Consider the following 14,396-nt stretch of genomic DNA (forward strand, 5'->3'; position numbering starts at 1 on the left):
GTGACGCTTCCGCGATGACGAAGACCATCGGATCCGGTTTGTGCTTCCGCATCTGTTTTTCCACGATCAGCGATCGACCCACGATGGTGTCGGATGCCTCTGTCGGCAACGCGATGTATAAGTCTCCTGCTTCGTGCGCATTCGAAAGTGTCCGCGCTAGCGGAGTCCCTTTGGCCTCACATGGCCGTATGCTCGGAACCCGAAATCGTAATCCTTAGCCGACGACAGGCAATCCCGCGAACGAGCCGCTAGTGAAGAACGGCGTCAAGGTTTCCGGCTTGTAGGGCGCGAGACTGCATGTGCCCTTGTCATCGTCGGAACACACCTGTGCCGAACCGGCGTAGCGCGCAACCACGCTACGGTGAATGCCTTCGTTGATTGTCAAAACCGGCTTACCGTTCTCATCCAAAGCTTCGTAAAGACTCTCGTTGAGCTTGACGGTACACTTCTTCATTCCCATCTCGCGCAAGGTCGGATGATATCGGTCCAGAGCAAACAGTCCCGATGACGAATCGTGCGCGGGCGCGCTGATGTCAAGTTTCGTTGGGTCGGGAAGACATGTCCAGTCAAGCGCCAGCCCCGCCGCCTCGGCCTGCTTTGCCATCCATACGAGCGGAATGTCAGCCAGGCTGCGGGTCTTGTAGCCGCCGCCGACATCAGCGTGGGCACCGGCAAACCATACTTGCTGGATAACGACACCCGGCGGAACGACGCCGGTCCAGAACGTGGGCGTAAAGTCGTGCCGGTGCTCATCGATTGCGAGGGCCTGTGCGGCGCGCTTCACAAGCGGCGACGGGCTCGTATCGTGAAACGCAAACTTTTCCTTGTTACCGGCTGCGAGCAGGCTGCCCGGGATGCCGAGACTTCCCACGGTATCCCATACGCCAAGAAAGGTGATGGAAGGATCGAGGTGGCATTCCACCTCGTATTTGGCTGCGAATGCCGCCGGCTGGTGAGGCTTTGGACTGCGGTAATAGACCCACGCATCGGGCAGCGCGCCCAGCGACTGACGAAAGAGGAGGCCGCAGGCCGTGATGAGACCGGCGAGGCTCCGGGCGGTAAAGGCCCCACGGGAGAACCCGAACAGATAGATCTCGTCACCGGGCAGATAATTCTGCGAGATGAACTGGTAAGCAGAGCGGATATTGTCGTCGACGCCGACGCCGGTAGCGCCTTCAATCCAGGTCTCGAGCTTCAGCCCGGTCGTGCCGACGCCACGCAGGTAAAGGACGATTTGAAAGACGCCGCCGGTCTGCTGCGAGCCGTGGATAGCCCGCGCCAGGATGGCGACATTTGTGTCGTTCGTCTGAGAATCATCGGCGTTCCATGTTCCGTCACAGCAAACAATGATCCGCTTCATCGTGGGTATCCTCAAAACGTGCGTTGACTGATCGGTTAATGAAAATTGCTGACAACGCAGAGGCAGTAGGCTGCGGGCCGGCTACGAGGGAAGCGTGATCAGCACCAAACTAATGCCCAGAGACACGATACAGAAGAACACCATGCTCCAGATCACCGTACGGCGGCTCTTTAATAAAGCTGGAACGCCCCCTGCGTTAACTGCGGAATTTGCAAAAAGGATTGCAGATACCAGCGCGCCAGAAACAGCCGCTAATATTCTGTTGGCGCCGACATCCGAAAACATCATTAGATTCGACAAGCTGTCGAGTGGTAATGTCCAGTCGACGATCCAGGCGAACGCAACAAGTCCACACCCGAGACTTATAGCTATAGAAACGACAGACACGAGCTGTCTCCAGGTGGCGATGCGGTTCGGAAGTCCGGGATCGGACCATAGTGCGATCCCGCTGACAAAAAGAACATAAACAAAAGCGAGCGATATTACGATTTGGAGCGTCACATGGTCTGTTGGCAACGAGCGTTCGAAACGTGATGCGACGATAAGAAATCCAGCAAATGCGCCGGTGAGAATGTTTGCCCCGCTCGGAAGGGGCGGCATTTTCCAAAACAAGATACTCGTCTTGAATACCGCCTGAAAATAGTCAGCCGCGTATGACTGTATTTTTTGAAGGGGCTTTTGCAGCCATTGGTACATGAGATCAATCTGAGAATTTAATAAACCAATCGTGGGTTTCGGGTACAAACTGAGTGCCGTGATTTATGATCTGGAGATGTAAAGTTTTTGCGTTGTCGGGGAAAGAAGGAGTGACGGTGACGCACGTTACATCCGGTTCGTAAGTGAAATTCCTGATCCAGGATTTTGCCAGTGTGCCGCGAATTGTCGAGCTGTCCGTTGCGTCCGACGCTTTGGCTGGGCTGGAAAAGAATGATCCAATCGTTGACAGGAAGTCTGAGTCGGTTCGGGGTATCATGTCACCGAAGGCAAAACTTCTTCGAAGGCCGGCTGTTGCAAGTGTATCGGGGTCTTGTTGATGAAAGTGGAATCGAAGACAAATGTTGCTCGTGCCGTAGAAATGGAAATTATCGTAGCCTTCTACGGATACATTTGAGCAGGCGGCGCTGCTCCGTGCCAATTGAGAGGCAGTCCATCGGTCATTATAAAGGCCGACGAGCGTCTGTCTATTTGGCCTAGAGGTTGTCGTGTAAACAAACTTCCAATTGAGGACGCTCTTGGCGCTTTCCTGACTTGTCGACGTCCGCGTAAAATAAAATAATTGGTCGATGTAGCGGGGAAGTGCGTCGTTGGTCAGTACCGCTTTGAGTTTCCGGTCTGGCCCTCGATAAAATAACTTATCGTCACTCCAGCGATCGACCAGATTTGCCTGCAGCAATTCTGCACACACCTTCTTTTCGGGGGTGCCAGACCAGCACGGTGTTCCGAGAAAAAGCGCTGCAATAGTGATAGCCGGGCCGATTGCCAAGTTGGCACTGAATAAAGTCGACCTAATCATGGAAGGACGGTCTCCTTCAAATTTAAGCGGCAGGACTTGGCTCCCTACCATGCACAAAATAGGTTATCGAAAGCCCGGAATATAAACTACTGGTTGCGGTAGTCAATCGATGCGACCGGCCGTAACTTGTCTGGAGGCTCTGGAATTTGGCAGCTATTCGGCCCCGATCGTTGAGCTTGTGCTGGGACATTATATTGTACATGGGTTGATCATAACGACAGCACCTGTCGACCTGGCGCTGGTTATCCCCAATAGGTATTTCGGTTGCGCACAATGAAGCCGTCTGAGCTTGGGGATGGGGGCTTGACTCTGCGTACGAACAAAGCAAGAACCGCTAGCGGAGCGCGAAACTTATACGCACTACAATCGATGTGAGTTTGCGACACGATATCTATTTCGAAGCGGTGCTGAGGCTGCCACAGCAGTGCTTAGTCGTCGCTTGAGAGCAAGGAAGGCGGCAGGTTCTGTCGGAAAGACGGCGAATGGCAAAGCGGGTATTTTTTAGTTTTCATTATCAGGATGTAATCGACTTCCGCGCGAATGTTGTACGGCAGCACTGGATGACGAAGCCAGATCGCGAGGAGGCGGGATTTTTCGACGCCTCGATTTGGGAAAGCGCGAGGCGCACGGGATCAGTCGCGCTAAAGCGGCTGATTAATTCGGGGCTCGACGGAACTTCCGTAACCTGCGTGTTGGTCGGCTCGCAAACCTACGAACGACCGTGGGTCCGTTATGAAATACTGAAGAGCTTTCGGAAGGGGAATACACTACTCGCCGTGCAGATCAATTCGATCAAGGGAAAAGACCAAAGGACCAAAACCAATGGGCCCAATCCTCTTGAGTACGTTGGCGTGACCTTCTCCGAGAGCGGCGACACGGGAACGCTGTGGGAGAAAATGAACGGTAACTGGAAAGAGTATTCGGAGATCGATGGGGGCGCATCCTACAGGACTGGAGGCGTCGCGGAGCAATACCGGGGTAAAGGCTTCAACCTCAGCAATTGGTACGCCAAATACGACTGGGTGAACGACAACGGTTTTAACAACTTTGGCGGTTGGATTGGCTAGCGCGGCTTCCATGTCTACCGCAATGAAATACGACCAAGACTGATTGGTTGGTCGAGGTGCATTTGAGTACGGGGAATGCTTATGGCGCGTCGGGTGTTTTTCAGTTTTCATTATCAGCGCGACGTCTGGCGAGTAAATCAGATTCGAAACATACCAAACATCGCCGGGTCGGCAGCTGCCGGCTTTCAGGACGCGTCGTTGTGGGAAGAAGCAAAATCAAAGAGTGACGCCGCGGTTGAGAAACTGATCGACGATGGACTGAAGAATACCAGCGTCACAGTTGTCTTCATTGGTGCAAAGACTGCCGGCCGGAAATTCATCAATTATGAGATCGAAAAGTCTATTGAAAGAGGAAATGGCCTCGTTGGAATTCAAATACATCACCTGGAAGATCATAATGGGGAAACGGATGGAGTGGGGAAAACTCCAGCGAAACTCAGTGCGGCCGGCGCAAAGGTCTATAAGTACCTGAACAAAGAGAGACTGGCAGAGCGGATAGAAGAAGCGGCGACGGCTGCGGGGAATTAATACCACAGCGCTTGCAGCGGCTGACTTTGAGGTGAGGGATGGTGGACCGAGATACCGAAGACTTCCTCACGAAGTTTCTGAAGGAGCTAAGGGAGAACAATGCCGCCATATTCGTCGGCGCAGGCCTATCCAAGGCGGCGGGATATGTTGATTGGTCGGGCCTATTGGCGCCCATCGCTAAAGCACTTGGTCTCGATGTCGCTAGGGAAGCCGATCTCGTTGCTGTGGCCCAATACCACCTGAACTCAAACGCGAGTCACCGGTACCACCTCAATCAACTCCTCATCGAAGAGTTTTCTGATCTAAAGGATCCGACCGATAACCAGATGCTGCTCGCGCGGCTACCGATCCAAACGTATTGGACTACGAACTACGACCGTCTGATTGAAAAAGCTTTGGAGACAGTGGGAAGACGGGTCGATGCAAAATATACGAACGAGCAACTTGCCACAACGCGCCGGGGGCGGGATGCCATCGTCTACAAGATGCATGGCGATATTGAGCATCCTGACAAGGCAATCCTGAGCAAGGATGATTACGAACGTTACCACGATACTCATGGCCCGTTCATTACTGCACTTTCTGGCGATCTGGTCGAAAAAACGTTTCTCTTCTTGGGATTCAGTTTTACCGATCCCAATTTGGATTTCATTCTTTCGCGTATCCGAGTCCGCTTCACTCAGCATCAGCGGCAGCACTACTGCATTATGAGGAAGAGAGCCCGACTAAAGGACGAAAGCAAAAAGGATTTTGAGTATGCGGTGACCAAACAGACTCTTGTTATGCAAGACCTGTTGCGTTTCAACATCAAAGTAATTTTTGTAGATGAGTTCTCAGATGTTACCCGGCTTTTGGAAGCCGTACAAAATCGATATCGGCGACGGACGGTCCTTATCTCAGGAAGCGCTTTCGACTACGGCGCCTGGGGGAGGGAAGCGACTGAACAATTTGTATCGAAGTTTGCTCGCGCTCTCATCGATAAAGATTTGCGAATTGCGAGCGGTTTTGGGTTGGGAATTGGTGGCGCGGTCGTAACTGGGGCGGTCCAGCAAATCTATTCGATACGCCAGCGCAGTGTCGATGAGCAGTTACTTCTGAGGCCGTTTCCTATCGGAATCAAGAATATGGATGAAAGGCAGAGAACGTTCACTCGGTATCGCGAGGAGCTTGTTGCGCAGGCCGGAATTGCGATCTTCATCATGGGAAACAAGGAGGTGGATGGAAAAATTGTAAACGCAGACGGCATGCGGGCCGAGTTTGAACTCGCAAAAAGCAAGGGGCTTTACGTGGTCCCTGTTGGATCATCTGGGTCGATAGCGTCCGAACTCTGGAATGAAGTTGCGGGCGATATCAAGAAGTTCTTCCCCAAGAACTCCACGAAGATTCGTCCGTTGATGGAGGCGATCGGAAAGCCGGTCAAATCGCCAGACAAATTACTTAAACCACTTCTTGAATTGATCGATCTTCTTTCAAAGGAGTAATGCGCGTGGCTCGACATACTTTTTTCAGCTTTCACTTTGAGCGAGACGTTTGGCGTGCCGGCCAGGTGCGCAATAGTTGGGTTACCCAAGATCGCGACGCGGCAGGTTTTTGGGATAAGGCTAAATGGGAGGAGGTAAAAAAGAAGGGCGAGGATGCAATACACAAGTGGATTGACGACCAATTGAAGGGAACATCAGTAACGGTCGTTTTGATCGGTGCGGAAACATCAACCCGCGAGTATGTGGACTATGAGATTACGGCGAGCCACAAGAAAGGTAACGGCATGCTGGGAATCTACATTCACAATCTGAAGGATGTGGACAAGAAGACGGACACAAAAGGTGCAAACCCCTTCAATAAGTGGACGTTCAAGAATGCCGAAGGTAAGGTCATCACGTACCCGACCTATGATTGGGTAAATGATGATGGGTACAAAAATATGGGTGACTGGATCGAGGCCGCGGCGAAGAAGGCCGGCCGTTGAGCGTGCGTAGATAAATAAAGACGGGATCGATTACGTGCGCGCCGCCTCGGCGGCACGATCTGGAACCGGACTGTTCTTTCCGGGGGAGGGTTGAAACGGCTCGCGACTAGAACCTCCGACAGCCCAGGCTGGAGAGCTCGTCGCGTCGGACGCTGACTGCATGTCGAGTCGTTCCAGCTTTAGGGCTGAAATGTCGTGCTCTTGACGAACAAATGCGCGGCCTCGGCAACGAGCTCTTTAGGGAGCATGCGTAACTGTTCGGCATCGAAGGGCAAATGAGTCAAATAGTTGACGACGAGCGCAGCAACGGTCTCGGCTTGGGCAGCATCGCGGTGTCTCTTGATCGGTTGCCGATCGGCCCGTCGTGACAACCAGAGCTTATGGACTGCCCATACCCTCGGGTCTGGAGCTACAATACGCACGGGCTCTCCCTTCTCGTCGATCGCGACCGCGTCGAAGGCCGGTGAGTTCTGAAGCCAATCGAGACCTTCAATCTGGACGGCGTTCAAATCCTCCGGATCCGAGCCGACCTTGTCGGGCGCTTCTTTCCAGGGAGGGTTTTGCATCGGTTTGATCAGGTCGACGAGATAACCGTCGCGGTTGACGGCGCGAAAGGTCTCCTTTGATCGATCGAAGCTGGCGTCGACCCGCTTGAGAATCTTCATCAGGGAAGATTCCGAGACTCCGTCATCGGCGAAGAAGGTCAACCCGCCGCGCGCGTCGAGAAGCAGGTCAATATCTTCGGTGGTAGCCAAGCCGGGATCCAGCCGCACTCCGGACGCGGCCTCATAGGCGTAGATGGCGTTGGTACCAAGGATTCGGATCCCCGAGCCTAGAAGTCCGAAGGTATCAAGCGCGCGCATGATGCGCGCCCCTATCAGAGGAACCCGGCCGAGGCCTAATGCGCGGTTGACGGCGGTCTGACGCTCCATCGTCTCACGCATGTTCTTCAAGCGGTCTTCGGCCACGGCGCGTCGAGCCTCGAAGTCCGATTTCATCTTCTCAGTTTCAGGGGAGCGCGCGCCCAGCGAGGTTTGCTTCCTCAGGCCAGCCTTGTCGTAATAGCTCCGCACCAGGTATTCGCGGTCTTTGGATACGACCCAAGTCAGGGAGCCCCGCTGCGCGTCCCAAGCCGCTTTGGCATCGCGGAAGGCTTGGAACCGCTGCTGACTATTGACCATTTCGCGGCGCTGATCGTTATTAAGCTCTTGAAATTGCATAGTTTCAACAGTTCATTTCGGTTTTGCATCCAAGTGTTGAAATGGTATTTATCAAGCTATTTCAGTGGTTTCAACAGTTTCATCAAAAAATTAACAAAAGTGTTGAAACAGGGTATCGTTTCAACGCTCTGCCGTGAGCCGACTGCGTTGGGCCAACAATCGCGCCGACGATGATCATCTATCTACCGTACCGACGATCACCCCGATCAAGTTGCGGCTGATCGCCGGATTGGAGCCAAGAATGATCGTCACCAAGATTTGGAACCTGAGGATCAGGTGATCGCCGCGTCGGGCAGTTTCAGCACGGTAAGTATCTCGTCGTCCGAAAGCAGGAAGGACTGCTCCTCGACTTCGTGCCGATCGCATCCTTTGAAGTCGAACCAGGCATCCGCCGGCATCTTGCGCGGGAAATTCTGTTCGGCAGCTCCGTTGAAGAGCATGTCCGCGGCGAACGTCTGCCGGTCCAGGGTCTTGCTGGGCCATTTCCACCACGGTTGAATCATCAGCGACGATTCAAACCATCGTCGCTTCGTCTTGTTGTGACAGACGATCATCATCGGAAATCTGTTCAGAAGCGTCATTTTGAACAAGGTCGCGGTGAGGCTTGCGCAGAACTCGTCGGCGAGCTCCCGGGCGGCGGCGAGCGTCAACCTCTTCATCTTCCGCAGCCGCGGATCGACAAGGTAATTGGGCAGGATGAGGTCCGACGCAAACGAATCGGCCTGCCGCTCTGGATTCAGCGCGTCATTGGCGAAGTTTCCGACGTTGCGATTGGCGCAGAAGAGAACTTGCCCCCGGTGGTGGTGCCAATGGCCCAGTTCGTGCGCCAGCGAAAATCTCCTCCGTTCGGGCAGACTTCGGCTGTTCACGGTAATCACGGCTCTGCGCTTGGATCCGATGATGGTCGCCTCGCTGCGGTCCAGCGGCCGGAAATTGACGACGGCCCCTCTCGTCCAGGCGATGGCTTCAAGGTCGATGTCCTTCGGATCCGTGATGCCCAACCCCTGCAGGATCCGTTCGGCATGGGTAAGCGGAATCATTCGCCGTCCGTCTCCGGATCCTGCCCTTCGAGCGCCTCAAGCTGCGCCATGTCATCGACGGCACCTTCTTCATCGCTCTCGGAAAGGCCGTCGCCCTTGCGTGCGGCTATCATCAAGCCGGATGCGTGGCCGCCCTTGCCGGCGCGCATATCGTGCAGTCGCGCGCGCACCGATTCTCTTTCGGTGGAAGATACCACGGTCGGCCGGCTTTTGGCCGCCTTCACCGCTTCTTTTGCCCGCTCCAGGCGCATCTTGGCCCCGGCAAGCTTCGCGCTGGCGTTGATGGCATCCATTTCGGCCACGACCTTCTCGACGTCGAGTCCCTGCGCTGCGAGCTCTTCGCGCAGTTCTTCTGGCGAGGCGGCGAGGATGCTGTCGTCGAACGCTTCGCCGATACTTCGGAGTTCTTCCGTGGCCGTAATCTTCTTTGTCATGACGGCCATCCCATCGGATATTTTTTGGTCATCACGCGTTTGATGCGCTTCATGATGTAGTCGTAGGCGGCTTGGTCGACGCCGATTTCATCGCGCAATGCCTTTCCCTTGTTCCCGCCGGCGATGGCCAAGATCACCAACTGCGCCTCGTCATCGCCCTCGAAGCATTCGTAGATGGCGGTGACGGTGTCCGTGGATTCCTGTTCGATGAGGAAAGCTTCCGGATCGAGTTGTTCCGATGCAACCTGCATCTCGACGGTGTTGCCTGCATTGTCGACATTGGTCATCGACTCCAGTCTTGCGCGCGCTTTCCGACGATGCGACGCGATGCTGCGCATGGACTGCGCCAGGAACGCGATGAACATGACGTCACGGGGACACAGGCGGTCGCCGACAACCGCTTGGCAGACGGCTTCCTTGTAGAGCTCGCCTTCCTGAAAATCCGTGCCGCCAAGCCGGCGCCGCTCGATGAGCCGGAGCCGCAACTTGTCGTCCACAGACATGGAATCGAGCTTTTCCAGCACCTCCTCGGGAGCAAGGTGCTTTTCCGTCGCCGCCGGGTTTTCGACGATAGAGAACTCGCTCATGTCGTCCATGGCCTCAGAATCCCATGCCGGCATGGGCCGCCGATTCGGACAAAAAAACAACGGAACACGAAAAAATATCGGAGTCCGAAACGCGCCTGCCCGCGGGCATAACAGAATCGGAGCGCCGATTCACCAAACCCGCCGGCGCCGGGCGCGTCCCGAGACTAGCCGAAAAGTGGAGTTGGAACAATGAACTACATGAATTCGACAACGCATCTGCGAGATACCCAACTGGTCGGCGTCATCGAGACGGTCTGCGCCGGGTTGGAGCTAACCGCCACGCAAGAGGAGGCGGCCAAGCGCTGCTACGAAGGTGTGGGTGACTGGCTCGCCCGGTCGGACGATCCTCTGCTGTCCGCGATCTCGATCGGCCTGCAGGGATCGGTCGCGATCCGCACCACGGTGAAACCGATCGGAACCAACGAGCACGACGTCGATCTGGTGGCGCATGTGCCGGATCTGGATATCACGATTTCGCCGGCCTCGCTCAAGGCCCGGATCGGGGCGCGTTTGCGTGACAACGGCCATTACGCGCCGCTGTTGGAGGAAATGCCCCGGTGCTGGCGCCTCAACTACGCCAATGAATTCCACATGGACATTACGCCGTCGATCCCAAATCCAACCTGCGGCATGGGCGGGGAGCTGGTTCCGGACAAGGCGCTGAAGAGCTGGAAGCCGTCGAATCCGAAGGGCTACCGATCGAAGTTCGACAGGCGCGCTGCGATGCTGCCGCGGTTCAGGCTGACGAAGAGCCTTGCAGCCGACAGTATGCGCGCCGATGCCGACATCGAGCCCTATCCGGAAAGCGGCGGCTTCAAGGGCATCCTCCGGCGCATCGTGCAGATCGCCAAGCGCCACCGCGACATCCATTTCATCGACGAGGACCCCAGCCTGGCTCCGCTGTCGATCATCATCACGACGCTGGCCTCGCGCTCCTACGAATACTGCGTGACCAACCTCGAGTACGACGGCGAGATGGACCTGGTCTGCGACGTCTTCCGCCGCATGCCGGATATGATGCAGACCGCCGTGGTTGACGGCAGGATCAACTGGTTTCTCTGGAATCAGACGACCGCAGGCGAAAACTTCGCCGAGAAGTGGAACAAGGATCCGCGGCGCGCCGTCGCCTTCAATGCGTGGCACCGGCAGGCCCTCTCCGATCTCGAGAAGCTGAACACCGCCCAAGGGCTCGACGAGATCAGGCGGCTGCTCGGCGGCGTGTTCGGCAACGCTCCCGCTGCGAAGGCCATGGATGCCCTCACCGATCGTGTCAACGTTGCGCGCACGAACAGCCGTCTTTCGGTCTCGCGCTCGGCCGGCCTGATCGCCGGCGCGGCAGCGACATCCGCTTCCACGCAGGTGCGCGCCAACACCTTCTTCGGGAGGGACTGCTGAACGATGATACCCGGCCGTCGAAAGCCGCTGACCGCGGCCCAGCAGTACATCAATCTGAGGGGCAACCCGCTCAGCGCGGGAACCGGCGAATTGCGCGCCGGCCGAATGCATTGGCGCTATGAGACATCGCCAGCGCCGCTCAGCAGAATCTACCGTATTCGCATCGAGTTCGCCAATGGTGGCACGCCCGAGATTTTCGTGGAGCGCCCCGACCTGGTGGAATTGGCCGAGGGTCGCAAGCTGCCTCATGTCTATCAGCAGAAACCCCCGCGCCTGTGTCTCTATCTTCCGGGCACCGGCGAGTGGCAGTCGTGGATGCGTATCGATCAGATGATCGTACCGTGGACGTCCTTATGGCTTTACTTTTTCGAGGATTGGCTCGCTACCGACGAATGGAAAGGCGGCGGCAAACACCCGGCCGAAGACGAACCGACCCGGCGTGGTCGCGACCGCGAGGGATTCGACCACCGTACGGGAGCGTGGTGACGTGACCGGTCGGCCGATGGAAAGCGCCCGGATCTACAAGGTGCTGTCCCTGGATGGAGGCGGCATCCGCGGCGTTTTCCCCGCCGCCTTTCTCGCCAGGCTGGAAGACCGCATTGGGCAGCCCATCGGCTCCTATTTCGATCTGATCGTCGGCACCTCCACCGGCGGCATCATTGCGATCGGACTCGGGCTGGGACTATCGGCGCGGGATATCCTGCAGCTTTATGAAGAGCAGGGTCCCGCCATTTTCGACCAAGAGCACGGGCGAGCCGAAAACTGGTTGCGGCAGCGCTGGCGCGGAGCGTGGCAATTGTTCGATTCCAAGTATTCGTCGGAGCCGCTGAAGGCGGCGCTGACCGGCATCATGGGGCAACGGCGGCTTGGCGAAAGCCGTACCCGTCTCGTCATTCCGGCCTGGCATTCGATGCTGGAGCGCGTTTACCTCTACAAGACCGCGCATCATCCCCGCCTCGAGACCGACTACAAGGAGCTCGCGCTTGACGCCGCAATGGCGACGGCGGCGGCACCGACCTTCCTGAAGCCGCATCGCACCAGCGAGGCCGTCGAACTCGTCGATGGAGGCGTTTGGGCCAATAATCCGATCGGCGTGGCGGCAGTCGAGTCGGTGGGACTGCTGGGCTGGCCGGCCGACCGCCTGAAGATATTAAGCATCGGTACCATCAACGACGTCAGGGCGCAGCCGAAATGGAAGGGCAAGCTGCCGATGGCGTCATCGGTCGCTCGGCTGTTCATGGCGGGTCAGTCGCACAGCGCACTCGGCGCGGCGAAGATCATCACCGGCGACGGCCACGATCACCGCGCAATCTGGCGCATCGACCAGATCGCTCCGGCGGGCCGCTACACGATGGATGATGCCGCGCGGATTGCCGAGATGAAGGACCGCGGCTTCACTGAAGCGCGCGAGCAGTTGCCGGAATTGCGCCGCCATTTCTTCGACCGCGAGGTCGATCCCTTTACACCGTTTCATCGATTATAGACCGAGCGAGGACGCCATGGCCAAGAACATCATCATCTACTCAGACGGCACCGGCCAGGCCGGCGGCCTGCGTCCGGACGAAAATCGCTCCAACATCTACAAGCTCTATCGCGCGACGCGCTGCGGGCCGGATACCGACATTGATCCCCACGAGCAGCTAGCTTTTTACGACGCCGGTCTCGGTTCGCAGCCACCCGGCGGAGCGTTCTTCGTGACGCGCGCCTACCGCTGGCTCCACAACGTCGCGAGCCAGGCCACCGGCCTCGGTATCACCACGAACATTATCGACTGCTACGCCGCCATCATCCGGATGTGGGAGCCGGGAGATCGTATCTACCTGTTCGGATTCAGCCGCGGAGCGTACACGGTCCGGTGTCTTGCCGCGGTGCTGGGGCTGTGCGGCGTGCCTACCAGGATGTCGAACGGTTCCCCGCTGCGGCGCGATGTCGGCACCACCACTGGCATTGCGCGCGAGGCTGTGAAGCGCGTCTATCAGCATGTCAGTTCGCCAAGGGATACGGCCTATCTTCCGCAACGGGACGCGCTCGCCTTGCGCTTTCGGCGTCGGTATGGATGCGACGCCGACGGGGCTGCCAACGCGGTACCGTTCTTCGTCGGGGTGTTCGACACGGTCGCGTCGCTCGGCAGCTATCTGCTGTCGGGCGCGCTGGTCGGCGGTGGGGCACTTCTCATCTTGGTGGCGAGCTTCCTGCAGTCGTTGTTCCTGTTTCCGTTTCTGCCAACGTTTCTTTGGTCGGTCGGCGCCGTGGCCGCCGCTGCGGCGGCAGGCTACGTCGCCACGCATCTGAAATATGCGTTCGATCTGGAGGGTTACTCCTTCATGCAAACGTTGCACCTGGTGGCGCCGAAGATGGAGTTCTACGATCTTCACCTCAACAATGCTGTCTGGTACGCGCGTCACGCGATGTCGATTGACGAGAACCGGGCTGATTTCGCGCGCGTCCCGTGGGGTGGGGCGCACAACAAGGGGCCTGCGCGCCCGAATGAGTATCCCGACTGGTTGCAGCAGATCTGGTTCGCCGGCAATCATTCCGACGTGGGCGGCAGCTACCCAGAGAACGAGGCCCGCCTGTCGGACATCTCGCTCGGCTGGATGGTGCATGCGGCGAAGAACCTTCCCGACGGAAAGACGCCGGACGGATTCGGCATCAAGGTGGATGACCGGTACCTGAAGCTCAATCCGAATCCCCTCGGCCCGCAGCACGACGAGCGTGAGCCCGGCTATCTCGGTGGCCGCTTCAAGTGGACCGAGGGCCTGCGCCACGTCGAGGACCAAGCCATCTTGTATCCGAGCGTGCTCGCCCGCTTCGCCGCCAATGACGGCGTTCAGCATTATTACGAGCAGACGGTCTATCGGCCTCCGAACTTGAAGGACCATTCGAAGGTAAAGCAATATTACGAAGCGCAAATGGCCGCGGCGCCGACAGAAGCCTCGCTCGATATCGTTCCTTCCAATGGCGCGACCACGGCCGTGGAAGGAAAAGGAGCCTGATCGAGAAGGCGTTCCGGCTAAGTGCTGCTTTTTGCACGCATGACGATCGCGGTACCGCTCGTATGGCTGCTGTCCAGCACCGGATTTACGCCGTTGAACACCGCGATACTGTCCGAGGCGCAGGCCCGTGTACGAGCTCTCAATCGGAAGCTAGGCATAGCGATTCAAATCCAACTTACTAGCGCGGTGGCCTTCTTGCGATAGCGCTTACGTGATTTTGTGGGCGGTTGTCGCCTCGTTGGCAATTCTGACCGCTGTTTGAATTTCGGACGAGCGGGTAGCTCGCTATC

Annotated in this window: 15 protein-coding genes; 8 read left to right on the forward strand and 7 right to left on the reverse strand. The window is 57.1% G+C overall.

The genetic code is table 11. The annotated features are described in order from the left end of the window. Window positions 1-214: 214 nt before the first annotated feature. From HB630_RS14915 to HB630_RS14925, 3 genes are all read right to left on the reverse strand, one after another. Complete coding sequence (locus HB630_RS14915) at window positions 215-1,360, reverse strand: DUF2235 domain-containing protein (RefSeq protein ID WP_213773023.1); 1,146 nt, start codon at window positions 1,358-1,360, stop codon at window positions 215-217. An 81-nt stretch (window positions 1,361-1,441) separates the two neighbouring features. Beyond that, window positions 1,442-2,056 (reverse strand): hypothetical protein, encoded by a 615-nt coding sequence (locus tag HB630_RS14920; RefSeq protein ID WP_213773024.1) that lies wholly within the window; start codon window positions 2,054-2,056, stop codon window positions 1,442-1,444. 4 nt (window positions 2,057-2,060) lie between these two features. After that, window positions 2,061-2,873 carry a hypothetical protein gene (locus HB630_RS14925; protein ID WP_213773025.1) on the reverse strand — a complete coding sequence of 271 codons (813 nt, stop codon included), beginning with the start codon at window positions 2,871-2,873 and terminating at the stop codon, window positions 2,061-2,063. A gap of 482 nt (window positions 2,874-3,355) precedes the next feature. Here HB630_RS14925 and HB630_RS14930 point away from each other — a divergent pair, with 482 nt between their 5' ends. From HB630_RS14930 to HB630_RS14945, 4 genes are all read left to right on the forward strand, one after another. Beyond that, window positions 3,356-3,940 carry a TIR domain-containing protein gene (locus HB630_RS14930; RefSeq protein ID WP_213773026.1) on the forward strand — a complete coding sequence of 195 codons (585 nt, stop codon included), beginning with the start codon at window positions 3,356-3,358 and terminating at the stop codon, window positions 3,938-3,940. Window positions 3,941-4,021: 81 nt separating this feature from the next. Further along, entirely contained in the window at window positions 4,022-4,468 is a 447-nt protein-coding gene (locus HB630_RS14935; RefSeq protein ID WP_213773027.1) for a TIR domain-containing protein, read from the forward strand. A gap of 41 nt (window positions 4,469-4,509) precedes the next feature. Then, window positions 4,510-5,949 carry an SIR2 family protein gene (locus tag HB630_RS14940; protein WP_346656093.1) on the forward strand — a complete coding sequence of 480 codons (1,440 nt, stop codon included), beginning with the start codon at window positions 4,510-4,512 and terminating at the stop codon, window positions 5,947-5,949. Continuing rightward, the gene (locus HB630_RS14945; RefSeq protein ID WP_218626126.1) at window positions 5,949-6,434 is read left to right on the forward strand and encodes a TIR domain-containing protein; all 486 of its coding nucleotides are present in this window, start codon (window positions 5,949-5,951) and stop codon (window positions 6,432-6,434) included. Before HB630_RS14940 ends, HB630_RS14945 begins: the two co-directional genes overlap by 1 nt. Before the next feature lie 179 nt (window positions 6,435-6,613). On the opposite strand, the gene HB630_RS14950 is transcribed toward HB630_RS14945, so the two are convergent. From HB630_RS14950 to HB630_RS14965, 4 genes are all read right to left on the reverse strand, one after another. Beyond that, a complete protein-coding gene (locus HB630_RS14950; RefSeq protein ID WP_213773030.1) occupies window positions 6,614-7,654 on the reverse strand; it encodes a nucleotidyltransferase domain-containing protein in 1,041 nt (346 codons plus the stop codon). A 272-nt stretch (window positions 7,655-7,926) separates the two neighbouring features. Continuing rightward, on the reverse strand, window positions 7,927-8,694 hold the full coding sequence (locus HB630_RS14955) for an ImmA/IrrE family metallo-endopeptidase (protein WP_213773031.1): 768 nt from the start codon (window positions 8,692-8,694) through the stop codon (window positions 7,927-7,929). After that, window positions 8,691-9,128 carry a hypothetical protein gene (locus HB630_RS14960; RefSeq protein WP_213773032.1) on the reverse strand — a complete coding sequence of 146 codons (438 nt, stop codon included), beginning with the start codon at window positions 9,126-9,128 and terminating at the stop codon, window positions 8,691-8,693. Before HB630_RS14960 ends, HB630_RS14955 begins: the two co-directional genes overlap by 4 nt. Further along, a complete protein-coding gene (locus HB630_RS14965) occupies window positions 9,125-9,724 on the reverse strand; it encodes a sigma-70 family RNA polymerase sigma factor (protein ID WP_249780864.1) in 600 nt (199 codons plus the stop codon). The genes HB630_RS14960 and HB630_RS14965 overlap by 4 nt, the downstream gene beginning before the upstream one ends. A 180-nt stretch (window positions 9,725-9,904) precedes the next feature. Here HB630_RS14965 and HB630_RS14970 point away from each other — a divergent pair, with 180 nt between their 5' ends. From HB630_RS14970 to HB630_RS14985, 4 genes are read left to right on the forward strand one after another with little or no spacing between them, the layout of a single operon-like run. Beyond that, window positions 9,905-11,110 carry a nucleotidyltransferase gene (locus HB630_RS14970; RefSeq protein ID WP_213773033.1) on the forward strand — a complete coding sequence of 402 codons (1,206 nt, stop codon included), beginning with the start codon at window positions 9,905-9,907 and terminating at the stop codon, window positions 11,108-11,110. A 3-nt stretch (window positions 11,111-11,113) separates the two neighbouring features. Further along, on the forward strand, window positions 11,114-11,596 hold the full coding sequence (locus HB630_RS14975; protein WP_213773034.1) for a hypothetical protein: 483 nt from the start codon (window positions 11,114-11,116) through the stop codon (window positions 11,594-11,596). 1 nt (window position 11,597) lies between these two features. Further along, window positions 11,598-12,593, forward strand: a complete 996-nt coding sequence (locus HB630_RS14980) for a CBASS cGAMP-activated phospholipase (RefSeq protein ID WP_346656094.1) — start codon at window positions 11,598-11,600, stop codon at window positions 12,591-12,593. Between the two features lie 16 nt (window positions 12,594-12,609). After that, window positions 12,610-14,106, forward strand: coding sequence for a DUF2235 domain-containing protein (locus HB630_RS14985; protein ID WP_213773035.1), 1,497 nt, complete (start codon window positions 12,610-12,612; stop codon window positions 14,104-14,106). The last annotated feature ends 290 nt before the right edge of the window (window positions 14,107-14,396 follow it).

It is taken from the genome of Bradyrhizobium sp. dw_78, assembly GCF_018449525.1.
GTDB lineage: Bacteria > Pseudomonadota > Alphaproteobacteria > Rhizobiales > Xanthobacteraceae > Bradyrhizobium.

Coding starts and splice junctions, on each gene's coding strand:
- HB630_RS14960 (WP_213773032.1), bottom strand. CDS start 9,128: ATGACAAAGAAGATTACGGCCACGGAAGAACTCCGAAGTATCGGCGAA.
- HB630_RS14925 (WP_213773025.1), bottom strand. CDS start 2,873: ATGATTAGGTCGACTTTATTCAGTGCCAACTTGGCAATCGGCCCGGCT.
- HB630_RS14965 (WP_249780864.1), bottom strand. CDS start 9,724: ATGGACGACATGAGCGAGTTCTCTATCGTCGAAAACCCGGCGGCGACG.
- HB630_RS14950 (WP_213773030.1), bottom strand. CDS start 7,654: ATGCAATTTCAAGAGCTTAATAACGATCAGCGCCGCGAAATGGTCAAT.
- HB630_RS14985 (WP_213773035.1), top strand. CDS start 12,610: ATGGCCAAGAACATCATCATCTACTCAGACGGCACCGGCCAGGCCGGC.
- HB630_RS14975 (WP_213773034.1), top strand. CDS start 11,114: ATGATACCCGGCCGTCGAAAGCCGCTGACCGCGGCCCAGCAGTACATC.
- HB630_RS14935 (WP_213773027.1), top strand. CDS start 4,022: ATGGCGCGTCGGGTGTTTTTCAGTTTTCATTATCAGCGCGACGTCTGG.
- HB630_RS14920 (WP_213773024.1), bottom strand. CDS start 2,056: ATGTACCAATGGCTGCAAAAGCCCCTTCAAAAAATACAGTCATACGCG.
- HB630_RS14945 (WP_218626126.1), top strand. CDS start 5,949: ATGCGCGTGGCTCGACATACTTTTTTCAGCTTTCACTTTGAGCGAGAC.
- HB630_RS14955 (WP_213773031.1), bottom strand. CDS start 8,694: ATGATTCCGCTTACCCATGCCGAACGGATCCTGCAGGGGTTGGGCATC.
- HB630_RS14930 (WP_213773026.1), top strand. CDS start 3,356: ATGGCAAAGCGGGTATTTTTTAGTTTTCATTATCAGGATGTAATCGAC.
- HB630_RS14915 (WP_213773023.1), bottom strand. CDS start 1,360: ATGAAGCGGATCATTGTTTGCTGTGACGGAACATGGAACGCCGATGAT.
- HB630_RS14970 (WP_213773033.1), top strand. CDS start 9,905: ATGAACTACATGAATTCGACAACGCATCTGCGAGATACCCAACTGGTC.